This is a genomic window from uncultured Aquimarina sp. (assembly GCF_947492115.1).
Classification (GTDB): domain Bacteria; phylum Bacteroidota; class Bacteroidia; order Flavobacteriales; family Flavobacteriaceae; genus Aquimarina.
In genome coordinates this window covers 444255-469090 of sequence record NZ_CANLMM010000002.1, presented here as the reverse complement: position 1 = coordinate 469090, position 24836 = coordinate 444255, and the positions used below count along the sequence as shown (strand labels likewise).

Genomic DNA, 24836 nt, shown 5'->3' with positions numbered 1-24836 from the left:
AATAATTGATAATGTGAATTTTGATTTTTACCAAATCTTTTAAGGACTACAAAAAAAAAGTTAAATATATATTTTTTTTATCGAAAGGGGGAAATTCCCCCCTAAAATGTGTTTCAAAATACAAAAAGGGAGCGTATCTTGCATATGCAATTATGACGATTGTGTTTACGTTAAGTTTAGTTCGATAGGTTTTGGGGTAATCTATCTTACACGGAGTCTCACTAGTTTACTAGTGAGGCTTCTTTTTTTAGTAGAATTATTTTGATAAAATTAATGCTTAATTTATCGATTCTTTTTCTTCTTCTGGAAGTTCCTCATCGCTAGCAATGATCTTTAAAGAAGGTTCTTTTAAAGTCTTTTTATTAGCAATGCTGCGTTCTAAAGAAAGTAATAGAGATGGTAATAACAATAGATTGGCTAGCATCGCAAATAACAAGGTTGCAGATACAAGACCTCCTAAAGCTTTGGTTCCTCCAAAACTAGAAATCATGAATACAGAAAAACCAAAAAATAAGACGGTAGATGTATAAAACATACTAACTCCCGTTTCTCTTAAAGCGGCAAATACTGATTTTCTAATTCTCCAGTGGTTTGATTTAAGTTCTTGTCTATATTTTGCTAAAAAGTGGATGGTATCATCTACAGAAATACCAAAGGCAATACTAAATACTAAAATAGTAGAAGGTTTTATAGGTACTCCTAAAAATCCCATAAGTCCTGCTGTCATTAAAAGCGGTAATAAATTAGGAATTAATGAAATAATGATCATTTTAAAAGATCTAAACATCCATGCCATAAAAAGAGCTATCAATATAATAGCTAACCCTAAAGAAAATATAAGATTCCAGACTAGATACGTGGTTCCTTTTTGAAAGATCAGAGCCTTACCAGTAAATGAAATTTCATAACGATCTTTTGGAAACAGTTTCTCTAATTTTGGAGCAAGATTAGCTTCTATTCTTTCCATTTCTTCAGTGCCAACATCTTTCATAAATGTTGTGATTCTGGCGTACTGTCCAGTAGAGTCTACATAACTGTTCATTGCTCCCGCTTCAGACTCAAAACTTTTGGCATAGGGCAAAATAAAATTACGCTCCTGACTTGTAGGTAGTTGATAGTACTTAGGATTTCCATTGTAGTAGGTCTGTTTAGCATACTTTACTAAGTTTACAATAGAAATGGGTTTTGATAATTCTGGAGTTTCTTCCAATAATTCTTCTAACTGTTCCATTCTGCGCAGTGTAGGTAGTTTAAGAACTCCTTGCTTACGTTTGGTGTCGATTAAGATTTCTAAAGGCATGATGCCATCAAACTCGTCCTCGAAGAACTGAATATCTTGGAAAAAACCAGCAGATTTGGGCATGTCCTCTAACAAACTTCCCGAAACTTTAATTGTATAGATTCCAATGATACTGGCAATAAGAATAATTAATGAAGTAGTGTATATGGTGATTCGTCTATTTTTTACTGCATGCTCCATCCAGTTTACTAATCGCTCAACCCATCTCTTTCCTAGGTGTTTTAGGTGTCTTTCTTTTGGCTGAGGCATATAGCTATAAATAATAGTAATTACCAGTAAGCATAGGATAAAGAGTGCTACGATATTAATCGCAGCTACAATACCAAATTCTTTCAACAACTTACTCTCTGTTAAAGCGAAAGTAGCAAAACCTGCCGCTGTAGTTACATTGGTCATTAATGTGGCGTTACCCACTTTGGTAATAACCCTTTGTAGTGATTTAGCTTTATTACCGTGTTTTTTTATTTCCTGTTGGTATTTGTTTATTAAGAAAATACAATTTGGTATTCCAATAACAATCACCAAAGGAGGTATAATTGCGGTTAGTACTGTAATTTCGTATTCTAGTAATCCAAGTAATCCAAAAGCCCACATTACTCCAATAATCACGGCTGTCATTGATATAAATGTGGCTCTGAAAGACCTAAAAAAGAAGAAGAAAATCAAGGATGTAACTAATAATGCAGCCAAAATAAAAATCTGAATCTCATCCATAATGTTTTGAGAATTCATAGTTCGGATATATGGCATTCCGGATACTTTTACATCCATTCCGTATTTTTCTTCAAAAGCTTCTATTCTAGGATTTAGAACATCTTCAATGAATTTTTTTCGAACAATTGTATTTACAATTTCTTTGTTTAGATAGATCGCACTTTGAATTGTCTTGGATTTGTTGCTGTAGATGAGTCCTTCGTAAAATGGTAACTTATTAAATAGTTCATGCTCATACTCAGAAACCTGTTTTTCCGTATAGATGCTATCTTTTATAAAAGGTATAAGTTCAAATCTAGGAGGGTTATTCTCTTTTTTAAGCGTTTTTAAGTCGCTGACAGAAATTACAAGATCAATTTCGCTATACTTTTTAAACGAATCATTGAAGTCATTCCAGGCTTTTAGTTTGGTTGGTGTAAATAACGTACTATCGTTTATAGCCATTACAATAAGGTTACCTTCGTCTCCAAACTTATCAAGAAATTCCTGATATTTTAAGTTAACTTCATGATCATCCGGAAGTAGATTTGCTTCTGTAAAGGAGAAACGCATATTTTTCCATTGGAAACCAAGAAAAACGGTGATACCAATAATCACGATAAATATTGCTGCTCTATTGCGGAGTATAATCCCAGCTAATGTATTCCAAAACCCGAAAGTTAGTAACTTTGCCATTCTCAATTTTCCTTGTGCAAATGTAAGGATTTGAGAACTTAATCTTTAAGAATTTTGAAAAGAAAAACGAATAAATAAAAGGGGATTATAGCTTTAGGTAAAATGTAAATTTAAAAGCAATATTGTCTTCAAATTTGGGTAGGTGATATGCACCATATCTATACGCAAAACTAAGCCCAAAACCAGCAAAAAGTTTATTGATTTCGAAACCAGATTCTTGATAACCTCTCTGCAATGAATTAAAATCAACTCCCTGATGATTGTCTCTATTACTTACATCTCCAATAGCATATCTTGTTATAAGAACCATTTCGGGCTTAAACCAACTGGCTAACTTAAATGGTCTTAATCGATGTCTTATTTGTAATGTAGCTAAACGATCACTGAAAAATTCACTAAAAAACATGGTTTCAAAACTTCTTCTGCCCGCTACTGAGAACCTTTGAAAAACAGTTTCTTTGGTAGGCGCGTTGGGATACGCATGATATAGATGTGTTAATGGAACATCACCACTTGCTATGTCAGCTTCTAGTAATAAGCTAGTGCTTGATTGATTAAGGCGGTTAATAATATATTCGGCTTTAATCCCAATCTTACTGTAATTGAAGTTGCTATCAAATATTCCTTTATAACCTTGAGTATACTGTGCAGTTATTTTAGGATATCCATCTTGTATTTCTTTAAAACCATTGGGGGTTTTTAGAAACTTGCTAAAAGGACTCCATCTCAGTGCAATTGTAGATTCTGCAGTTTTATATTGAGAAAAAGTTTCGCCGTTGTTTATGAATGTATAGCCCCCAGTTTGATCAATATTACTCACCGAAAACTGTGCTTCAGATAATAATTTAGGTAAAATTCTATGTTGTAAGCTAGAACTCCAAGTTCGGTGTTTGTAATAGAAGTCTATATTTACTAAACGTGGTTCGAAAAGGGAGTATACTCTTCTGTCGGTTAAATAGAAAAAGCTTCCTACTTCTCTTAAATCGTCTGTGTAATTTACATTTAGCCAGGATCCTGAATCTTTGTTTAATAAAACTCCTCCTCCAATACCAAATTTAAATTTGGCATCCCTAAAACCATAAACTAAGTATCCTTCTGCACGAAAACGTTTTGAAAACTTCTCATTGGTTAAACCTCCTAATCCCAAACGCAACCCTTCGAAATTGTTGTATTTAATAGGGTAGGTAAGATCAAAATCGAAAAAACCAACAGGGTAATATCCTATATTAAAACTCTGAATAACATCGATTCTTCGTTCAATATTTTGTGCTTGTACAATACTGTCTACGACTGTAAAGGATTTTAGATCTTTTTCGGTTATAGCGCTGGTACGGTATTCGTTCCAGTATTCTTCACTTCTATTAGTTGCATCCGGATCAATTTCAATAGCCGATTGCTGTATTTTTATCTTGGTATCTGGTTTTGTGTTATAATCAAAAAAGTCTGTTTTGGATATTAAAAAATCATTATTTCCAGTAAAACTTTTCTTATCATTTCCTAGTCTTCCTACTGATATTTGCCCTCCGAATAAAGTGACCTTCTGTTTTCCTATTCCTGGTCGAATTGTTACTTCTTGGTCTAGGGGCAACCATAATTTCTCTTCTGAATTATATTCGAAATTATGATTTACTAATACGTTCAGTTCTCCTCGCAATTCCGCAACTGCTTTTTGAATTGCTAAGGTTTCCATATCCAAATATAAAACGCCTTCCAGACTTGCTATTCTCTTTGATCTTCTGGGTTGGAATAAAATCACATACGCAGGTCTTTTTCCTTGGGTAGTGTCTAAAACCTTGTAATAATAGTTTTTTAGTGCTCTATTGGATAGAGGGCCGGCATATCGATTATTGAAAATAACATAGTTTTCTTTGTATAAAGAGTTAGATTGTATTTTAATTCCTAATACATTATAAACAGGTTTATTGAAACCGGTCATTCGTGACGCTAAAACGGTTTCTTTTTCATCTCGCCCTTTATTGAATTGATGAAGGCTAATTTTTTCTGATAGGAAGGAGTGGGCGTCATTAAAAATTCTTTCCATATCAGCACCAGTAGTATCTGGAGTCTCAAATCTAGCTTGATTATCTTCTGTAATCTTAAACTTGTTGTAAGTTTTGTAGCTATAGTTGGATAAAGCTTTATTGGGGTTATTCTTGTCCTTGTTGGAAATTGCTTGCTTAATGATATTTGAAGCAATGCTTCCTGGAATATCTAATGTTACAGTTTCGAGATCTTCCAGTTTTGGAGACAGTTGTATTTCTACTTTTACAACATCTTCAGATTTAATGGAGAACTTTTTGGTATGATATCCTACATAGCTTATTGTAAGATTTACTGGGTAGCTATCACATCGTATTACAAACTCTCCTGTAGAAGATGTTAATGCGTACGCATTGTGATCTGTTTTAACAGTGGCAAAGGGTAAGGGATTGTTGGTGCTTTGATCAATTACTTTTCCGGTAATGCTAATTTGTGATAGAACAACAAAATGAATAAAAAATAATAAACAGAAAAGTTTGTTTTGCATTATCCGCGAATCATAATAATTGAATTAAAAATGTACAAAAGTGTTCTTTTGATCAAAAAAAACACTTTTGTATAGAATTGTAAAGAAATTATACTGTCATAATTTCTTTTTCTTTGACAGCTAACATTTCATCAATTTTCTTAATGAAATTATCCGTTAACTGTTGGATATCTGTTTCGGCATTTTTTGCCATATCTTCAGATAGTCCATCTTTTTCTAGTTTTTTGATTTCGTTATTGGCATTTTTTCTATCATTTCTAACACCAACTTTAGAATCTTCTGCTTCAGCTTTGGCCTGTTTTACAAGATCTCTACGGCGCTCTTCTGTTAACGGAGGAACGCTTATAATTACACTTTCTCCATTATTCATAGGATTGAACCCAAGGTTGGCTACCATAATCGCTTTTTCAATTTCTTGAATAAGGGATTTTTCAAATGGTTGTATGGTAATAGTTCTTGCGTCGGGTGTATTTACGTTTCCTACTTGATTTAAAGGTGTAGGACTCCCGTAATATTCTACCATAACACCACTCAGCATAGCTGGAGATGCTTTTCCTGCTCGTATTACAGTTAATTGTTTTTCTAAATGAGCGATAGCGCCCTGCATAGATTCTTTGGTTGAATCAAGAATAAAATCTACTTCTTCGTTCATTTGTGTATAATTCTTTTCTTTATTAATGTATGAATCAAAAAATGAGCCATTTTATGATTACTAAAGATTTACTTTGGTTCCAATAGATTCTCCGGAAACTACTTTAAGTAAATTTCCAGCTTTGTTCATATCGAAAACTATAATAGGTAATTCGTTTTCTTGGCTTAGAGTAAAGGCTGTTGTATCCATAACTTTAAGACCTTTGCTTAAAACATCATCAAATGTAATAAAATCAAATTTAGTGGCATCTGCATTTTTTTCTGGATCATCTGTGTAGATTCCATCTACTCTTGTTCCTTTTAGAATAACATCAGCGTTGATTTCAATAGCTCTTAATACCGCTGCAGAATCTGTAGTGAAATATGGATTTCCAGTTCCGCCACCAAAAATTACAACTCTTCCTTTTTCGAGATGTCTAAGAGCTCGCCTTTTTATAAAAGGTTCAGCAACTTCATTGACTTTTATGGCAGATTGTAATCTCGTAGGAATATCAGCGTCTTCCAATGCGCTCTGAAGGGCCAAACCGTTGATTACTGTAGCAAGCATCCCCATGTGATCAGCTTGGACTCTATCCATACCTTTGCTGGCTCCAGCAACACCTCTAAAAATATTACCACCACCTATTACTATAGCAACTTCAACACCTTTTTCTGTTATTTGTTTGATCTCATGAGCATATTCTGCTAATCTTTTTGGGTCAATACCGTATTGGCGTTCTCCCATAAGAGCTTCACCGGATAGTTTTAGTAATATTCTTTTGTATTTCATCATTTGTTTATAGTGTGCTGCAAATATAATGATATTCTTAATTAAGAAAATACTTTGATAGCTAAAGGTAATTCCTAATAAAACCAGAAAAAATGTTAAAAATAATGGTTTGATTTAAAAAAGGGTTCTTTTCCCCTAACACCTCTATTGATTGGTGTTTGATAATGTTTTAGGTTTGCCAAAGGGAAAACAAAATAGGGGGAGATGAGAGGCGTTTTTGAAATAATGATAAAACATTTTTAGAGTTTACAAATTCACTTCGGTGTGATTTGTAATCTAGACTAATTGGGGAGTTAGTCTTTTATGGGGTAGCATTTTGGAGGGGTCCAAAATGTTTAAAGGAGATGTTTTAGAAGTTATTAGAAAATGCTTCGAAAAATGACGAAAAAAACCGCTTCATTTGAAGCGGTTTTTGATTTTATAAACTAAAGTAACATTTCCGTTACTTTGCTGATTTTTATAAAGAAATTCTCTCGAATCCTACTACAGAAACATCACCCAATGATCCAACGTATTCTCCAACAGTTTTCTTTTCATCTTTGATGAAATTCTGGTCAAGAAGACATTGTTCTTGATCTAAGGTTGTATTATCAGAAATAAATCTCTCTAATTTACCTGGAAGAATTCTGTCCCAGATTTGTTCTGGTTTACCTTCAGCTTTTAATTCAGCTTTTAATCTTTCTTCAGCTTCAGCAATTACAGCATCAGTTAACTGAGATCTTGAGATAAACTGAGGAACATTTTTTAAGGTTTTTCCTAATCTTACAAGTTCTTCGTTTTCTTTTTCAATGGCTGCAATTCTAGCTTGCGTCTCAGAAGCTACATATTCTGGGTCAAAATCTTTATAAGATAAAGTTGTTGCTCCCATAGAGGCAACTTGCATAGAAATGTCTTTTGCTAGTGCTTCAGCTTCATCTATACTTGTAGATAAGCCTGTAAGAGCACCGATTTTATTACCATGGATGTATGATCCAACGAAAGGAGCTTCTAATACTTTGAAATCTCCAATTTCTATTTTCTCACCGATAACTCCAGTTTGCTCAATAAGCTTCTCCTGAACAGTCATTCCGTTAAAATCTGCAGCTAACAATTCATCTTTAGTTGAGCTGTTTAATGCTAACTCAGCTAATTCTTTTGCTAAAGAAACGAAAGATTCATTTTTTCCTACGAAATCAGTTTCGCAGTTAAGAGAAACGATTACACCTTTATTTTTAGCATTATTAACTTTTGCGATAACTGCTCCTTCAGAAGATTCTCTGTCAGCTCTTTTATCTGCTATTTTTTGTCCTTTTTCTCTAAGGATTTTTATTGCTTTGTCAAAATCTCCATCAGCTTCAACAAGTGCTTTCTTGCAATCCATCATTCCGGCACCTGTAGCTTTACGTAATTTACTTACTTCTGCGGCTGTTATTTTTGCCATAACGTTTTAGTATTTAATGTGTTTGTGTAAAAAACAAGTCGTTTAGTTGTAATTACTACGAAAGTAAAGAACTAAACGACTCATTAATTTTATATTAAAGTTAAGTTTTACAAGATTAACTTTAATATTTATAATTTTTAATGATTAAAAGCAATCAATGAATGTTTATTCTTCTTCTTGCTTAGCAGCTTCAGCAACCACAGGTGCTTCCTCAGCTTTTGGTGCAGCTTCTGCTGCCGGAGCTGGCGCTTTTTCAGCTGGTGCAGCTGCTTTTGGTGCTTCTTTAGAAGCTTTTCTTTCGTTTAATCCTTCGATAATCGCATCACTTACATAAGTCATAACCTTATCAATTGATTTAGAAGCATCATCATTTGCAGGGATTACATACTGAACCTGACGAGGATCAGAATTTGTATCTACCATTGCAAAAATAGGAATGTTTAATTTTTGTGCTTCTTTTACTGCGATGTGCTCACGAGTGATGTCTACTACGAACAATGCTCCAGGTAGACGAGTCATATCAGAAATGGAACCTAAATTCTTTTCTAATTTAGCTCTTAAACGATCTACTTGTAAACGCTCTTTTTTAGATAATGTGTTAAAAGTACCATCTTTCTTCATTCTATCGATAGCAGCCATCTTCTTAACTGCTTTACGAATAGTAACAAAGTTAGTTAGCATTCCACCAGGCCATCTTTCAGTGATGTAAGGTTGATTAGCTTTAGATGCTTTTTCAGCAACGATTTCTTTTGCTTGTTTTTTGGTAGCTACAAAAAGAATTTTTCTACCAGAAGCTGCGATTTTCTTTAAAGCTTCACTAGCTTCGTCAATCTTAGCAGCAGTTTTGTATAGGTTGATGATGTGGATTCCGTTGCGCTCCATATAAATATATGGTGCCATGTTTGGATCCCATCTTCTTGTCAGGTGACCGAAATGTACACCTGCATCAAGTAAGTCTTTTACTTCGATATTGTTTGCCATTTTTGTAATAGTTTACGTTCTGTTGAATTAGCAATATTCAAGTGGCTATCGTTCTGCTGATAAGGCCTTGAATATTTAGATGCTAAACTAACTCCCATTTGTGGGATAACAACAAATACATTTTTAATAAATTAACGTTTAGAGAACTGGAATTTCTTACGAGCTTTCTTCTGACCGAATTTCTTACGCTCTACCATTCTTGGATCTCTTGTCAATAAACCTTCTGGTTTAAGAATAGCTCTGTTTTCCTGATCTAGCTCACATACTGCTCTTGATATAGCAAGTCTAACAGCTTCAGCTTGTCCAGTAATACCACCACCGTATACATTTACATTTACATCGTACTTGTCCTCATTACCAGTTAAGGCAAAAGGTTGGTTCACTTTGTATTGTAATGTAGCAGTAGGAAAATAAACGTTAAGATCTTTTTTGTTGATCGTAACTTTTCCTGAACCTTCTTTTAGGTAAATTCGAGCTACAGCCGTTTTTCTACGACCAATTTTGTGAATAACTTCCATTACTTAAATTCTTTTAAGTTAATAGTTTTAGGTTGCTGAGCTTCCTGATTGTGTTCTGCTCCAGCATATACCTTTAAATTACGGAATAAAGCTGCTCCTAATTTGTTTTTAGGTAACATTCCTTTTACCGCTTTTTCGATTAAACGCTCTGGGTTTTTGTCAAATAATTCCTGAGCAGTAAGACTTCTTTGCCCTCCAGGATATCCTGTGTGACGGATATAAGATTTATCAGTCCACTTTTTTCCTGTTAAGTTGATTTTTTCAGCGTTTGTAATGATAACATTATCACCGCAATCAACATGTGGGGTAAAGCTAGGTTTGTGCTTTCCTCTTAATAGTATTGCAACTACTGAAGATAGGCGTCCTAAAGTCTGTCCTTCAGCATCGATATGTATCCATTCCTTTGAAACGGTTGCCTTGTTGGCAGATGCTGTTTTGTAACTTAATGTGTCCACACTAACTAATTTTACTAATTAAACATTCCTTTCCTATATAAAATAGGGGTGCAAATGTACGATTATATATTTAGATAGCAAACAGGTAGTTGATATTATTTTGAAAGGATGATTGCTTGGTTTTCAGATAGATCAATTATTCTATTGTTTTTTCAAAGTTTTATTTCTCTGTAAGAAAGAAATCGATGTTAATATTTTATTAAATAATAAAATAAACTGTGACAAAAAATAATTATTTAAGTCCTTGTGTAAACATCAATCAACAAAACCAATCAACATGAAGTGCACTATCCAAGTGTTAGTATTACTTCTTTTTGCTTTATCAGCGAATGCTCAAGATTCTACGAAAGTAAAAAAAAGAATATATACTACTAAACCTCTTCAGGGTTCTGAGGCACCAACCATAAATGGATTAATCGATGAGTCAAGTTGGGATCTAGTAGAATGGTCAGGAGATTTTATTGAAAATGAACCTGATGAAAACACTCCTCCTAGTCAGCAAACAAAGTTTAAAATATTATATGACCAAAAATACCTTTATATAGCATATAGGTGTTATGATACAGAGCCAGATAAAATAGAAAAAAGGCTGTCTAGAAGAGACGGTTTTGCGGGAGATTGGGTAGAGATTAATTTAGATAGTTATCACGATAAAAGAACTGGTTTTTCATTTACTATTACTGCAGCAGGAGTAAAGGGAGATGAATTTATCTCTGATAATGGGAATAATTGGGATGGTAGTTGGAATCCGATTTGGTATACCGCTACGAATATTGACGAGGAAGGATGGACCGCTGAAGTAAAAATTCCATTAAGTCAATTAAAGTTCGGAAAAAGCAAAGAACAAATATGGGGGCTTCAGGTAAATCGCAGGTTTTTTAGAAAAGAAGAAAGATCTGTTTGGCAAAGAATACCACAAGATGCACCTGGATGGGTAAGTGAATTCGGAGAGTTGCATGGTCTAATAGATATAGAACCGCAAAAGCAGTTAGAGATACAACCTTTTGCAGTGACTCAGTATGATACCTTTCCAGCTGAAGATGGAAATCCGTTTAGAGATGGAGATGATTTTAAATTAAATGGTGGTTTGGATGCTAAAATTGGTATTACCAACGACCTAACTATGGATTTAACAGTAAATCCTGATTTTGGTCAAGTTGAAGCCGATCCTGCTGCGATAGCCTTAGATGGGTTCCAGATATTTTTTAGAGAACAACGGCCATTTTTTGTAGAGAATAAGAATATTTTCGATTATCAATTTGCAAATGGTTTTGATAATGTCTTTTACTCTAGGAGGATAGGTAGAAGCCCTCAAGGTTCTATTGGGTCTAGTCCTGTAAACACAGAATTCGTAGATAGACCTAATAATACTACAATTTTAGGAGCAGCAAAATTTAGTGGAAAAACGAAAGACGGATGGTCGATAGGTATATTAGAAAGTGTAACACAACGTGAAATTGCTAAAATAGAGGATGCTGATGGTAATAGGAGAGAAACAATTGTAGAGCCACTTACTAATTATTTTGTGGGTCGAGCTCAGAAAGATTTTAATGATCGGAATACCTATATCGGCGGAATTTTTACCGCTACAAATCGTAATCTTGGTGATATTTTAAATATTGATTATGATAATCCGGATACAGATGAAACTTCTGAATTAACTGGATTGCGAGAAAATAACCTGAACTTTTTAAGAAAGGCTGCGTACTCTGGAGGGTTAGATTTTAGACATAATTGGAAAGATAGAAAGTATTTTATAGAAGGAAATTTTGTGACGAGCCATGTAGAAGGATCTAAAGAGGCTATTGAAGCAACACAAAACGAACTCACACATCTTTTTCAACGAGTAGATGCGGATCATGTAGAGGTAGATCCAAATAGAACATCTTTAACAGGAACAGGAGGGAAATTAATTGGAGGAAAATCTGGCGGTGGAAATTGGCGATACACCGCCGGAGTTTTCTGGAGATCTCCGGAGTTAGAGTTAAATGACATTGGTTTTTTAAGACAGGCCGACGATATTAGGCAATTTGCCAATGTGCGCTATTTATTTCTAAAACCTACAAAATTTTATAGAAGAGCTAATGTAAGTTTTGAACAAACTTCAGCTTTTGATTTTGAAGGAAATTTTAATAGGATTCAGTATGAATTTAATGGATTTATTAATTATAAAAATAATTGGTGGACAGAAGTAGGGGCAGCTCATAAACCAAGAATTTTTACTAATACTATATTAAGAGGAGGTCCGAGATGGCGTTTTTCTGAAGAGAATTTTGCGTTTTTGTTCTTTGGTTCGGATAGTAGAAAGAAATTTAATTTTACCATGGGGTACGTTAACTCTGGAGCGAGACAAAATAACTTTACTTTTCATCGATATGTTTTAAGAATGCGATATCAACCTTTTAATGCTTTAAGCGTTTCTCTGAATCCAGAATTTGAAAGGAACCCTAATAAGACGCAGTATGTAACTGAGGTTGACTTTAATGGAACACCGAGATATATTACCGCTAGAATTGATCAGCAAACATTAAGTGCTAGTATACGTCTTAATTATAATATAAATCCGAACCTCACAATTCAGTATTACGGACAGCCTTTTATTTCCAGAGGGACTTATACAGATTTTAACTATGTAAATAATCCGATTGCTTCTGATTTGAACGAACGAGTAACACTGTATAATAATAATCAAATTTCGTTAGCAGATGGAACGTATTCGGTTGATGAAGATGGAGGAGGGGTTGATTATTCATTTGGAGATCCTGATTTTGCTTTTGTTCAGTTCAGATCTAATTTGGTACTACGTTGGGAGTATATTCCAGGATCTGAAATTTTTCTGGTTTGGTCACAAGGGATTACAGGTTCAGGGAATCCGGGAGATCATTTGTTTAGAAGTTTAGATAATCAAATTTTTGGACAGCAACCAGAGAATACTTTTTTGATCAAAGCTACTTACCGGTTTGTTTTATAAAAATTTAAAAAAGGTTTCAAGAAAGTTTTTATATCGAAGTTTTTTACCTGTATTATTGCAATAATTAAGATTGTTGCTTTATGAAATGTTTTTTTAAAATTGCGATTGCTCTTTTTGCTATTGGTTGTACGGCCCAAAAAGAACAAAAAGAAGAGTTTCAGATTGAGTCAAAGCCGGTAGAAAAGACGGATTCTTTGTCCTTTTTTCTAGAACATTACGAAAAGTTTTTTGCGACAAATTTTAATATTTCCGAATGTCCTGGTGCAGCGGTTGTAATCGTAAAGGATTCAACAGTTATATATCAAAAAGGTTTTGGGGTTAAAGAGATTCATACTACTGACTCTGTTGATGTTAATACGGTTTTTAGAATCGCAAGTTTATCTAAAGGAGTAACATCTGTTTTAGCGGGTAATTTAGCAGATCGAAACGAACTGCAGTGGAAGCAAAACGTAAAGCAAACCGTTAAAAATTTTAGCTTAAAAGATAAAGCTCAGGCAGAAAGACTTACCGTTAATCATCTACTTTCCCATACTACTGGGTTGTACAAATACACTAATTCTAAATTGATTCATAAAGGGATGTCTTTGCAGAGTATTATATCTAATTTTAGATATAATGGTGTCGTGGCTAAGGAAGGAACGACATACGATTATCAAAATGCAGTTTTTTCTGTAGTCGAAAAGGTAATGGAAAGTAATACTCAAAAGTCATTTGATACATTACTGGAAGAACGATTGTTTGGACCTGCTGGGATGACTAATGCTTCTAGTAGTTACTTGGGGATTAAAAATAATGGTAATGTAGCTTTGCCTCATAAATGGAATCATTATTCTAAGAAATATTCTCTAACAAATCTTCATAAAAACTATTACAATGTAGCTGCGGCAGGTGGTATTAATGCATCTATATCGGATATGGGAGCGTATCTAAAAGTATTGTTGGGGTATCGCCCGGATATTATTTCTAAAGAAAGCTTATCTGAAATTTTTAATCCTATGATTTGTACGAGTGATAATGACACCTATGTGAATTTATGGGATGGAGTTACGGATTCATATTATGCTAAAGGTTGGCGAATTTTGGATTATCGAAATAGGAGAATTGTATACCATGGTGGAAATGTAAACCAATACAAAACGCAGTTAATGATTGATCCGGAAAATGGAATTGGTGTTTGTGTTCTATTTAATGGTCCAAATCCGTTTAATGGGCCTGTGATACCTACATTTTTGAATTACTATGATTTTTTTACTGCAACAATGGGTAATTAGGGTTTATTGAGTGGTGTTTAAAATAAATATGAGCTTCTTTTGTTATAAGAATGAGCAATGAATCTTTATTAATAATTAAAACTCAAAAACAATGAAAACCAATTTTTTTCTTTTTGCAATTTGCAGCGCACTAATTTTTACTTCTTGTAGTAATGATGATGATGGAGATGTTTCGGATATGGTTTCTTTAGTAGGTACTTGGGAGCTTACTTCCGCGACTGGTGGATTACCGGTTGATTTAGATATGGATGGAAATGCATCCACAAACCTTTTGGAAGAACTTTCTTGTTTCGAAGATGTAATTACGGTTAATGAAGATGACACCTATAATCAGGATGTTACAGAAATAACCGTTAATGTAGAGCCAGGTATACCACCAGTAGTGACAGCAAGTTGTACAGGGAATACCCTTATGGAAACTGGTTCGTGGAGTTTGGATGGGGATCAATTAACTTTTACTCCTACAGGAATGGATCCAACAACGGTAACAATTACGTTAACACAAACAACACTTTCTTTTACAGATACTTTGGATGATTTAGGAGAAATCGACTTAATCTTTACTAGACAGTAATACGTTGCGTATACATAAAATAAAAAGAGCTTCTCGATAAGGAAGCTCTTTTTATTTTATTTGTATTCTTAAGTTACTTTTCTCGTTGGTCAGCTAGTAGGTCTTTAGATTCTTTTTCTGCAAGAGCTTCCTGGTGTTCCTTTTCTGCTAATAGTTTTTTCTGATAACGTCCTTGTACGATGTCTACAATAACCAATACTACAATTACAAAATAAAAGGTAGCTTTACTCATTTGGGTAACCTCATTGTTAAAAATGTATAAATGCGCAAGGTGACCTCCTTCAGATAGCAGCATAATTCCTACTATGAATAATATAAACAACCCAAGTACCTCATACATTCTATTTTTTTGAAGGAAATTAGATACTTTATCAGCCAAGACAATCATTAGAACGCCACCTAATATGATAGCAATTGACATTAAAACTAGTTGAGGAACATAATCCATATCGCTGGTTAAGGCCATTGCGCTAAGTATAGAATCAAATGAAAAAACCAAATTCATGATAACAATCCATAAAATGACTTTATTAATAGAGCCTTTTTTGTCTTCCTTATCGGTTTCTTCATGTTCTTTTAATAACATCATATGCCAAATCTCCTTTATGGCGGTATATATAATGAATACACCTCCCGCAAGTACAATAAGGCTATGAACGTTAAGATTGAATTCAAGAATACCATTATCATGGAGACTTAAAAAAGGTTCCTGAAAATATTGAATAAGCGACATCAAAACAAAAAGTAAAACTATTCTTAATATAATGGCTAGGCCAACTCCCATTTTTCTAACAAAACTTTGTTTTTCTGGTGGTGCTTTTTTGGATTCTAAAGAAATGTATAATAGGTTATCAAATCCTAAGACTGCTTGTAGTAATACTAGCATTAAAAGGGTTACAAGGCTTTCTACGGTAAAAAGTTGTTCCATGAAAATGTTTTGATTGGTTTGTTGTTTTAATCTATTGGTATAAAATTATTAAAAGTAGTTACAATATTAATGCGCTTCGAGCCAATTAGTCCCTAAACCTAAATCTACATCTAATGGAACGGCTAGTTTATAAGCATTCTCCATTTCAGATTGAATCAGAGATTTGATTTCTTCTAATTCGGATTTAAATACATCAAAAACCAATTCATCATGTACCTGAAGTAGCATTTTGGTTTTATAATTACTTTCTTTTAGCTTTTTATGAATATTAATCATTGCTATTTTAATAATATCAGCAGCACTTCCCTGTATAGGTGCATTAACTGCATTTCGTTCTGCTGCTCCTCTCACTACTGCATTAGCCGAGTTAATATCTTTTAGGTAACGACGTCTTCCTAATACCGTTTGTACATATCCGTTTTCTCTAGCAAAATCTACTTGTTCACTCATGTAATTGCGCAGTTTCGGATATGTCTTATAATAGGTGTCTATGAGTTCTTTTGCTTCGCTTCTGGAAAGGTTGGTTTGGTTGCTTAGACCAAAAGCTGAAACTCCATAAATAATACCAAAGTTTACTGTTTTTGCATTACTACGTTGTTCTCTAGTAACCTCAGAAATTGGAACATTAAAAACCTTAGCGGCAGTAGAAGCATGAATATCTTCTCCATTTTTAAACGCACTGATCATAGTCTCTTCTTCACTCAAAGCAGCTATAATTCTTAATTCTATTTGCGAATAATCCGCAGCTAACAAGGTGTAATCTTCACTACGTGGAACAAATGCTTTTCTTACTTGTCTTCCACGTTCGGTTCTTATCGGAATATTCTGAAGATTAGGATTGTTGGAGCTTAAACGCCCAGTAGCAGCGACGGTCTGCATATAGTCTGTATGAACTCTACCAGTATTTTCATTTACCTGATTCGGTAGTGCATCTACATAAGTGCTTTTTAGTTTAGATAAGCCTCTGTAATCTAATATGTTTTGGATAATTTTATGATCTTTTGCTAAATAAGAAAGTACATCTTCTGCAGTAGAATATTGACCCGTCTTCGTTTTTTTCGGTTTGTCTACTAGCTTCATTTTTTCAAACAGAACAATTCCCAGTTGTTTGGGAGAAGCAATATTAAATTCTTCACCAGCTTCGGTATAGATGTTTGATTCTAAGGTTTTAATATCTTTGTCTAGCTCTTCAGATAACGATTGTAAAAACTCTTTGTCTAAATTAATACCTTCAATTTCCATATCTGCAAGTACTCGTAATAAAGGTACTTCGATATCTTCGAAAAGTGATAATATGTTTGCTGCGTTAAGTTCTGGAGTGAAATGCTCTTTTAGTTGATATGTAATGTCTGCATCTTCAACAGCGTACTCTGTTTGTTTCTCCTGTGGAACTTGTCTAAAAGATAATTGATTCTTTCCTTTTTTTCCAATTAACTCTGTGATCGACACTGGAGTATAGTTTAAGTATGTTTCGGAAAGAACATCCATATTATGTCTCATATCTGGATTGATTAGATAATGAGCTAACATAGTGTCAAAGAGTTTACCTTTTACTTCTAAGTTGTATTTAGCTAAAACTTTGATGTCGTATTTTAAGTTTTGACCAATTTTTACAATATCTTCAGCTTCGAAGAAAGGTCTGAGAAGCTCGATTAATTCTTGTGCTTCATTTTTATCTTCAGGAAACGGAATATAAAACCCTTTTCCAGCTTCCCAAGAAAAAGCAATACCAACTAATTCAGCAGTTAGAGGGTCTAAACCGGTAGTTTCTGTATCAAAACAAACATTATTTTGTTTCAATAAATTTTGTAGAAATAATTTCATCGCCATGCCAGGTGCAACACTCTGGTAAAAATGCTCGGTATTAGATATGTTTTTTCTCGATGATAAAGAATCTGTAGAAGACGATTCTTCATTGCCTCCAAATAATGAAAACTGACCAGCTCCTGCAGTACCAGTAGATTTCTTAGTCGCTGTTGCGGTAGTGTTCTCTTCTGATGGAAAAAAGATTTTGGTGAATTGATCTGTTAATCTTCTAAATTCTAACTCTCCAAATATTTCTTTTACCTTTTTCTCATCAGGCGTAGAAATCTCATAATCTTTTGCATCAAACGTAACATCACAATCTAAAATTATGGTGGCCAATTTTTTTGACAGAAGCCCTAATTCTTTATTAGCTTCTACCTTTTCTTTCATTTTCCCTTTTAACTGATCGATGTTTTCAAACAATCCTTCCATCGATCCATAGGCTGCAATAAACTTTTTTGCAGTTTTGTCTCCAACACCTGGTAAGCCAGGTATGTTATCTACGGCATCACCCATCATACCTAGATAATCAATAACTTGTTCTGGTCGTTCTACTTCAAATTTTTTCTGGACTTCAGGAATTCCCCATATTTCGATACCATTTCCCATGCGAGCAGGGCGATACATAAATATATTTTCGGAAACAAGTTGTGCATAATCTTTGTCAGGCGTAACCATATAGGTTTTGTATCCTTCTTTTTCAGCCTGTTTTGCTATAGTTCCTATAAGATCATCTGCTTCTACTCCTGCTTTTTCTATAATAGGAATATGCATCGCTTTTAAAATTTCCTGGATAATTGGGACTGCAATTTTTATGGCTTCTGGAGTTTCGTCTCTATTGGCTTTATATTCAGGAAATATTTCCAATCGGTCTTTACTCCCTGCTTTATCAAACGCAACCGCCAGGTGATCTGGTTTTTCTCTTTTAATAACATCAAAAAGGGAGTTTACAAAACCCATAATCGCAGAGGTATCTTGCCCTTTAGAATTAATTCTTGGGTTTTTGATTAAGGCGTAATATCCACGAAAAATTAGTGCATAGGCATCCAGTAGGAAAAGACGTTTTTGTGACATGTTTTGAATTCTATTTTTAAAAATGCAAGATAAAAATAAGATTAATGAAAATGGGTTTAAATCATATTAAATAAGAAATGCCGCCAATAAATGACGGCATTTCGCCCCAAAATAAAATTGATAACAATGTTATCAATTGCTATAAATACGATAGTAATTTTCTATAAATAAAGTAGATTTTTTTTGTACATCCCCATGTTCTTCCTGTGAAACGAAGGTACGAATAAAAATTATACATATGAAAGAAAAATGTAAGATTTCTAACGTTAAGAATTAGGCATCATTGGTGAACCCGTTATTCTATTATGATTTGGTTCTAAACAGTTAATTTTTACTTAAATATAACTGAGTTTGTTAAAAGGTAAGATAGTTTTGTTTTTTGTAATTTATTTTGTGTATATGCGTTGGATAATACCCCTTATTTTTTTTGGTTTAATAGAATTATACGCTTATCAGGTGATTCGCACACTTTCTAAAAGCCAATGGATTCAAATTGTATACCTGTTGTTGTCATTATTGGTTATTGGGTATGTTATTTATGTCTTTGCCAATTATGATAGAAGCGTTGGGCCTAATAAATATTCTCTTAGGGCAAGTGGATTATTGTTGGTAACATTAGTGCCAAAGCTGATTTTGGTATTGTTTATGTTTGGAGAGGATATTATTAGATTGTGTATAGCAGGTTATATCTATCTCACCAATACGTTTTTTGACGGTAATGCTACTCAATACTTGCCAAGTAGAAGAAAATTTGTTAGTCAAATTGCGCTTGGAGTGGCTGCTATTCCTTTTGCTGGTTTAGTGCATGGAATTTTTAGAGGTAAATATAACTTTAAAGTTATAAATCATGTACTTCATTTTGAAGATTTGCCAACAGCCTTTGATGGCTTTCGTTTAACCCAAATTTCTGATATACATTCTGGAAGTTTTGATGAGGTTGAGAAAATAGAATATGCTGTAGATTTAATAAATGAACAACAAACTGATTTATTGGTTTTTACTGGGGATATTGTAAATACAATGGCGAGTGAAATGGATGATTGGATTGATACTTTCAAGAAGTTGAAGACTCCTGAGTATGGTAAGTATTCGGTTTTAGGAAATCATGATTATGGAGAATACGTTACTTGGGATTCTGAAGAAGATAAAAAGGCAAATTTTGAGGCTATTAAACGAATACATTCTAAGATCGATTTTAATCTATTGTTAAATGATAATGCTTTTGTAGAAAAGGATGGAGAGCGTATCGCTATTGTCGGTGTAGAAAACTGGGGTCATAATTTTAAGAAAGCTGGTGATCTAACGAAAGCATCAGATGGAGTGGCGAAAGAGGACTTCAAAATATTATTAAGTCATGATCCTTCTCATTGGGAATATGAGGTTAAAAAACATGAGGATCATTATCATCTTACGTTAAGTGGGCATACTCATGGATTTCAATTTGGTATCGAAATTCCTGGTTTTTTAAGATGGAGTCCAGTACAATATGTGTATAAGCAATGGGCTGGTATGTATAATGAAATGGGACGATATCTTAATGTAAATAGAGGTTTTGGTTTTCATGCTTTTCCTGGTAGAGTAGGAATTTGGCCAGAAATTACGGTGATAGAATTGAGAAAAGGAGCAAAATCCTCTTAATTCATAGAAAATGTTATATTTACAATTAGATATCTACTTTATGCGTTAATAGTAAAAAGTGAGATCATAAAATTTATAAAGCATGTCAAAGTTTGGTGATTTAATAGGTATTGAGGTTCCGGTTTTATTGGACTTTTATACAGAATGGAATGAACCATCGGTTTCCATGCACCCTGTTTTAAAAGACGTAGCTGCTGCTCTTGGTGATAAAGCTAAAGTAATCAAAATAGATGTTGACAAAAACGAAGAATTAGCAACAGCACTTAGAATAAAAGGTCTTCCTACGTTAATGATTTATAAAGCGGGTGAGATGGTTTGGAGGCAGAGTGGAGAGCAGGATGCGAATACACTCATTGGATTGATCAAGGAATATGTGTAAAAGAGGATCTTTCTCTCTTTTTATATTTTATCAAATACAAATCCTTGTTCGGTAAAATATTGCAATATTTTTGGTAAAGTTGCAATAAGGTTTTTCGAAGCTTTTACACTGTCGTGAAAAATTATAATGCTTCCATTTCTAGTGTTTTTAATTACGGTTTTTGTACATTCTTCAGGCGTTATGCTATGCATCCAGTCTTTTGCTAAAACATCCCATAGTATAATTTCATAACCCAATCTTTTTAATTCTGATAATTTTGACTTATTTAATTGTCCGTAGGGTGGTCTAAATAACTTATTTTTTAGGGAGATGTGTTTAGAAATCTCACTCTCGCAACGTAATGTGTCATCAATATAATTAGAGAAACTGGTTTTTCTTGCTTTTACATGATGCATAGTATGATTTCCAATGCTGTGATCATCTTGAATTATTTTGTTAAAGATTTCAGGATGTTTTCTGATATTATCACCAATGCAAAAAAATGTAGCTTTTGCTTTAAATATATTTAATTGCTCTAGCACAAATTCCGTTATTTCAGGAATTGGACCGTCATCGAAAGTTAGGTATATTTTCTTTTCATTTTTGGCATAAAAATCCCAAACGTAATTAGGAAATAGTAGTTTGATACTATTAGGTGTTTTGCTAGGTATAATATCCAAAATTTGTCTAAAAAAAGAGCCTTTAAAAAAGGCTCCATGTTGTTATGAATTAGGTGTTTCTTCTAGGGTATCTAATACTTTTTGACTATCCTGAAGTTCCTTCTGCATTTCTCTTTCTTCCGTTTCTAACAGATCTTGATTGTCATATTCCTCATCTTCTGAATACAGTTTAGTAAATAGGCGTAAATACCTGTTGAATTCCTCAGCTTTTTCTTCAATCATTTCTCTATCCTGATTAATCAGTAAAAGATCAACCACACTACGATATCGTTCTACATTACTTACGATTTCGCTTGCATATTGGTATTGGTTTTCTAAGGTAAGACTTCCAAAATAAGTTAGTTGCTCTTGGTACTTTTTGGCAATTTTGTTCCATAGTTCACGGGCTTTTTCTTTTTCTCCTACTTCATAATAACCACTTACATACGGCTCTAATAATGTATAATATTCGTAAAACTCAATAGGCATCTTTTCCATTCCTAAATCAAGAATTTCTTTTGCCTTATCATTTTTTCCTTCGTTGATTAAAGCTTCAACCAAACGAGCTAGGTTACTTCTATAGGTAATTGCATTCTTTCTGGTTTCCGGATCATGATAAATATCTGGATTCTCACTGTTACCCCAATCCCAACTGGTTACGTTTTTATACATAACATCGGTATCTATTCTGCCTAAATCGTAAGGATTTCTCTTATCTACAGGAGTTCTGATAGGAACTAATTTATAGGTCACACCATCTAATTGTAGGTAATCTTTCATCCATAAATAATCATCATCTCCAAAACTACCACCAGTAAAATAAATAGGTCTTTCCCAATTGTTATTAGCGATAATATCTAGCATCAATAGGCGATTCTTAAATAATAAATCTCCTTTAAGATGAATGTCTATATAAGGAACTATCAAATCAGCATCCTTTTGTGATACAATTCCGTTTCTAAGAACGGCTTCTTTATCCACTGGTATTCTAATGTGCTTTGTAGGGAAGGTGTTTACTTGTTTTCCATTTTGCAAATCTCCTTTGGTTCTTGGGTCGTCGGTTTCTATCCAGCGCATCCAGTTTTTAATAAGCATGGTGTCATTCGTAACTGGTTTGTAATAAATAGCATCATTATTACCGAAACGATAAAAATCGTGAGTCAACTGTGAAGGAATTGGTTTGCCATCATAGGCAGCTCTTTTCATCTGATCTATGTACCAATCTGTAGCAAATAAACTTGTGTTTACAGTTCTTACATCTGTTCGATATTCTTCTATGTCTTGTGCATACCATAGCGCAAAAGTATCGTTATCACCTATAGTAAATAGAATGGCATCTTTTTGGCAAGATTGTAAGTACATTTTGGCCATTGCTTGAGCAGTATATCTATTAGATCGATCATGGTCATCCCAATTCTGCGCAGCAAGTAATACAGGTACGGCTAGTAAACATACAGTTGTCACAATTGGAGCTAGTAATTTTGGTTTTAGCGCATTTTTCAGAATATCGAACAAAGCGTAAACTCCAAAACCTATCCAAATGGCAAAGACATAAAAAGAACCTACTAAGGCATAGTCTCGTTCTCTTGGCTCAAAAGGTCTTTCGTTAAGATATACCTTTAGGGCTAAACCAGTAAAAAGGAAAAATACAAGTAAGATCCAGAAATTTTTCTTGTCCTTTTGCGCTTGAAAGATAAAGCCTATCAATCCTAACAATAATGGTAAGAAGTAGTAGGTGTTTCTGGCTTTGTTTTTAAGGGCATCAGTTGGTAAATTGTCTTGTGAACCTAAATGTAATTCGTCAATAAAATTGATGCCACTTAACCAATTACCTTCAAGATTGCCATATTTACCTTGATTATCATCTTGTCTTCCAACAAAATTCCACATAAAATATCTCCAATACATATATCCAACCTGGTATTCTAGCATATACATAATGTTAGAAGCAAAAGAAGGTTTTTCGACATTTAGATAGTCTCCAAAAGAACGTAAAAATTTGTTGTAATCATCATTATCAAGTTTACCAACTGCATATTCTCTTCTGAATTGAGTAACGGCTTCGAGTAATTCTGATTCATCCTGGTACTCAGGTTTTATAGTAAAACTTATTGGACCTGTAAAATCCATGTAGTTTGCGATGTGTTCCGTACTCCACATTCTTGGTAAAAACGCCTTATGATCATCATCAATATTTTGTCTGGCATTCTTCCAGTCATTAACGATATCATATTTACCTGTTTTTAAATTCTTTTCATATTTAGGTTTATCATCCTCATAAGGGTTATCCTCGTCGAGTCCAGCGTAGATCTCTGTAAACTGAGGACCATAGAATAGATGAGTTTCTGGATACTGCTCAAGATTATAATACGCTAATAACTCTCTCGCATTATTTGGGTTGTTTTCGTTGATAACAGTTCCTGCATTTGCTCTAATAGGTAACATAATCCAACAAGAGAAACCTATGAAAATGAACAAAACACATAGAACAGATGTGTTCACCAGAGGGAATTTCTTTTTGTTGGTATATTTTAGGATAAAGTAAAATGCAGTAGCAATAATGAGACCTAAAAATATAGTTCCCGAATTGAAAGGCATTCCAAAACTGTTCACAAAAGTTACCTCGAACCATCCAAATAGTTTTAACGTTGATGGTAGAAGTAGTTTAAAAATGAAAAGTAATATGGCTACAACAAAAACATTTGCAATCACAAAGTTCTTTATGGTAACCTTGTAGTTTTTGAAATAATAAAGCAATCCAATCGCCGGTATGGAAAGTAATCCCATAAAGTGCACACCGAATGATAATCCAGTGATAAATGCAATGAGAATTAACCATCGGTTTCCTCTAGGTTTGTGCATGTCTCTTTCCCATAGTAATCCTAGATAAAACATAACGGATAAGATGCATGTGGCCATAGCATAAACTTCTGCTTCCACTGCATTAAACCAAAAGCTATCGGTAAAGGTAAATGCTAAAGATCCAACTAGTCCACTTCCTAATGTAGCAAATGCTTTTGCATCAGTGAAATTCTCATCGGTAATAATTAGTTTTTTTACTAAAATAGTTATGGACCAAAACATAAATAGAATCGCAAATGCACTTGCAAATGCAGAAGTCATATTTACTACAAATGCTATTTGTGTAGGGTCTGATGCGAATATAGAAGCAAAAGCGCCAATCATCTGAAATAAAGGAGCTCCTGGTGGGTGTCCAACTTGTAATTTAGATGAAGTGGCAATATATTCACCTGCATCCCAAAAACTAGCTGTTGGTTCTACGGTTAAATAATAAACAAGTAGGGATATGGCAAAAACTACCCATCCTAAAATTTTATTCCACTTTTGAAAGTTGAATGCATTCATAAGATAACTGTTATATAACGTGTGGCGAATTTAGTAATAAAAATACTTCTCTATTAGTTTTTTTAGCAAACGCTTAACAGAAGTTTATATTTTGATGATACTCAAGGTAAATTCAATTTATTTTCCGTTAAAAATTGTGGTAAGTGCAATTTTTTTAAAAAAATGTTTGTAGAGCCGAAAG

17 protein-coding genes are annotated in these 24836 nt (G+C 33.8%); 5 read left to right on the top strand and 12 right to left on the bottom strand.

The features are described 5' to 3' along the window. Window positions 1-277 precede the first annotated feature (277 nt). From Q1A73_RS07445 to rplM, 8 genes are all read right to left on the bottom strand, one after another. The gene (locus tag Q1A73_RS07445; RefSeq protein ID WP_299603621.1) at window positions 278-2689 is read right to left on the bottom strand and encodes an efflux RND transporter permease subunit; all 2412 of its coding nucleotides are present in this window, start codon (window positions 2687-2689) and stop codon (window positions 278-280) included. 85 nt (window positions 2690-2774) lie between these two features. Next, window positions 2775-5216, bottom strand: coding sequence for a DUF5686 family protein (locus Q1A73_RS07440; RefSeq protein WP_299603619.1), 2442 nt, complete (start codon window positions 5214-5216; stop codon window positions 2775-2777). An 88-nt stretch (window positions 5217-5304) separates the two neighbouring features. Further along, the gene (frr, locus tag Q1A73_RS07435) at window positions 5305-5868 is read right to left on the bottom strand and encodes a ribosome recycling factor (RefSeq protein ID WP_219007079.1); all 564 of its coding nucleotides are present in this window, start codon (window positions 5866-5868) and stop codon (window positions 5305-5307) included. Window positions 5869-5928: 60 nt separating this feature from the next. Then, window positions 5929-6636 carry a UMP kinase gene (pyrH, locus tag Q1A73_RS07430; protein ID WP_299604669.1) on the bottom strand — a complete coding sequence of 236 codons (708 nt, stop codon included), beginning with the start codon at window positions 6634-6636 and terminating at the stop codon, window positions 5929-5931. A 457-nt stretch (window positions 6637-7093) separates the two neighbouring features. Beyond that, complete coding sequence (gene tsf, locus Q1A73_RS07425) at window positions 7094-8056, bottom strand: translation elongation factor Ts (protein ID WP_299603613.1); 963 nt, start codon at window positions 8054-8056, stop codon at window positions 7094-7096. Window positions 8057-8221: 165 nt separating this feature from the next. After that, entirely contained in the window at window positions 8222-9037 is an 816-nt protein-coding gene (gene rpsB / locus Q1A73_RS07420) for a 30S ribosomal protein S2 (protein ID WP_299603610.1), read from the bottom strand. Between the two features lie 131 nt (window positions 9038-9168). Continuing rightward, window positions 9169-9555, bottom strand: coding sequence for a 30S ribosomal protein S9 (gene rpsI / locus Q1A73_RS07415; protein WP_299603607.1), 387 nt, complete (start codon window positions 9553-9555; stop codon window positions 9169-9171). Further along, complete coding sequence (rplM, locus tag Q1A73_RS07410) at window positions 9555-10010, bottom strand: 50S ribosomal protein L13 (protein WP_299603604.1); 456 nt, start codon at window positions 10008-10010, stop codon at window positions 9555-9557. Before rplM ends, rpsI begins: the two co-directional genes overlap by 1 nt. 277 nt (window positions 10011-10287) lie before the next feature. Between rplM and Q1A73_RS07405 the strand changes: the two genes are divergently transcribed. From Q1A73_RS07405 to Q1A73_RS07395, 3 genes are all read left to right on the top strand, one after another. Beyond that, on the top strand, window positions 10288-12981 hold the full coding sequence (locus Q1A73_RS07405) for a DUF5916 domain-containing protein (RefSeq protein ID WP_299603601.1): 2694 nt from the start codon (window positions 10288-10290) through the stop codon (window positions 12979-12981). 80 nt (window positions 12982-13061) lie between these two features. Next, window positions 13062-14252, top strand: a complete 1191-nt coding sequence (locus tag Q1A73_RS07400) for a serine hydrolase domain-containing protein (RefSeq protein ID WP_299603598.1) — start codon at window positions 13062-13064, stop codon at window positions 14250-14252. Window positions 14253-14343: 91 nt separating this feature from the next. After that, complete coding sequence (locus Q1A73_RS07395) at window positions 14344-14826, top strand: lipocalin family protein (RefSeq protein WP_299603595.1); 483 nt, start codon at window positions 14344-14346, stop codon at window positions 14824-14826. A 73-nt stretch (window positions 14827-14899) separates the two neighbouring features. On the opposite strand, the gene Q1A73_RS07390 is transcribed toward Q1A73_RS07395, so the two are convergent. After that, window positions 14900-15754, bottom strand: coding sequence for a TerC family protein (locus Q1A73_RS07390; RefSeq protein ID WP_299603592.1), 855 nt, complete (start codon window positions 15752-15754; stop codon window positions 14900-14902). Between the two features lie 66 nt (window positions 15755-15820). Beyond that, a complete protein-coding gene (gene polA / locus Q1A73_RS07385; protein WP_299603588.1) occupies window positions 15821-18634 on the bottom strand; it encodes a DNA polymerase I in 2814 nt (937 codons plus the stop codon). A gap of 399 nt (window positions 18635-19033) precedes the next feature. Here polA and Q1A73_RS07380 point away from each other — a divergent pair, with 399 nt between their 5' ends. Then, complete coding sequence (locus tag Q1A73_RS07380) at window positions 19034-20272, top strand: metallophosphoesterase (RefSeq protein ID WP_299603586.1); 1239 nt, start codon at window positions 19034-19036, stop codon at window positions 20270-20272. An 82-nt stretch (window positions 20273-20354) separates the two neighbouring features. Beyond that, window positions 20355-20651 carry a thioredoxin family protein gene (locus tag Q1A73_RS07375; RefSeq protein ID WP_299603584.1) on the top strand — a complete coding sequence of 99 codons (297 nt, stop codon included), beginning with the start codon at window positions 20355-20357 and terminating at the stop codon, window positions 20649-20651. A 20-nt stretch (window positions 20652-20671) separates the two neighbouring features. Here the strand turns inward: Q1A73_RS07375 and Q1A73_RS07370 are convergent, their stop codons facing one another. Together Q1A73_RS07370 and Q1A73_RS07365 are read right to left on the bottom strand one after the other, a co-directional pair. Beyond that, window positions 20672-21310, bottom strand: a complete 639-nt coding sequence (locus Q1A73_RS07370; RefSeq protein ID WP_299603582.1) for a polysaccharide deacetylase family protein — start codon at window positions 21308-21310, stop codon at window positions 20672-20674. Between the two features lie 42 nt (window positions 21311-21352). Next, complete coding sequence (locus Q1A73_RS07365) at window positions 21353-24655, bottom strand: DUF2723 domain-containing protein (protein WP_299603580.1); 3303 nt, start codon at window positions 24653-24655, stop codon at window positions 21353-21355. Window positions 24656-24836 lie beyond the last annotated feature (181 nt).

What these genes read in the sequence shown, in the direction of transcription:
- Q1A73_RS07375 (WP_299603584.1), top strand. Translation starts at nt 20,355, where the DNA reads ATGTCAAAGTTTGGTGATTTAATAGGTATTGAGGTTCCGGTTTTATTG.
- Q1A73_RS07395 (WP_299603595.1), top strand. Translation starts at nt 14,344, where the DNA reads ATGAAAACCAATTTTTTTCTTTTTGCAATTTGCAGCGCACTAATTTTT.
- Q1A73_RS07380 (WP_299603586.1), top strand. Translation starts at nt 19,034, where the DNA reads ATGCGTTGGATAATACCCCTTATTTTTTTTGGTTTAATAGAATTATAC.
- rpsB (WP_299603610.1), bottom strand. Translation starts at nt 9,037, where the DNA reads ATGGCAAACAATATCGAAGTAAAAGACTTACTTGATGCAGGTGTACAT.
- Q1A73_RS07400 (WP_299603598.1), top strand. Translation starts at nt 13,062, where the DNA reads ATGAAATGTTTTTTTAAAATTGCGATTGCTCTTTTTGCTATTGGTTGT.
- frr (WP_219007079.1), bottom strand. Translation starts at nt 5,868, where the DNA reads ATGAACGAAGAAGTAGATTTTATTCTTGATTCAACCAAAGAATCTATG.
- tsf (WP_299603613.1), bottom strand. Translation starts at nt 8,056, where the DNA reads ATGGCAAAAATAACAGCCGCAGAAGTAAGTAAATTACGTAAAGCTACA.
- Q1A73_RS07440 (WP_299603619.1), bottom strand. Translation starts at nt 5,216, where the DNA reads ATGCAAAACAAACTTTTCTGTTTATTATTTTTTATTCATTTTGTTGTT.
- polA (WP_299603588.1), bottom strand. Translation starts at nt 18,634, where the DNA reads ATGTCACAAAAACGTCTTTTCCTACTGGATGCCTATGCACTAATTTTT.
- Q1A73_RS07365 (WP_299603580.1), bottom strand. Translation starts at nt 24,655, where the DNA reads ATGAATGCATTCAACTTTCAAAAGTGGAATAAAATTTTAGGATGGGTA.
- rpsI (WP_299603607.1), bottom strand. Translation starts at nt 9,555, where the DNA reads ATGGAAGTTATTCACAAAATTGGTCGTAGAAAAACGGCTGTAGCTCGA.
- pyrH (WP_299604669.1), bottom strand. Translation starts at nt 6,636, where the DNA reads ATGAAATACAAAAGAATATTACTAAAACTATCCGGTGAAGCTCTTATG.
- Q1A73_RS07390 (WP_299603592.1), bottom strand. Translation starts at nt 15,754, where the DNA reads ATGGAACAACTTTTTACCGTAGAAAGCCTTGTAACCCTTTTAATGCTA.
- Q1A73_RS07405 (WP_299603601.1), top strand. Translation starts at nt 10,288, where the DNA reads ATGAAGTGCACTATCCAAGTGTTAGTATTACTTCTTTTTGCTTTATCA.
- Q1A73_RS07445 (WP_299603621.1), bottom strand. Translation starts at nt 2,689, where the DNA reads ATGGCAAAGTTACTAACTTTCGGGTTTTGGAATACATTAGCTGGGATT.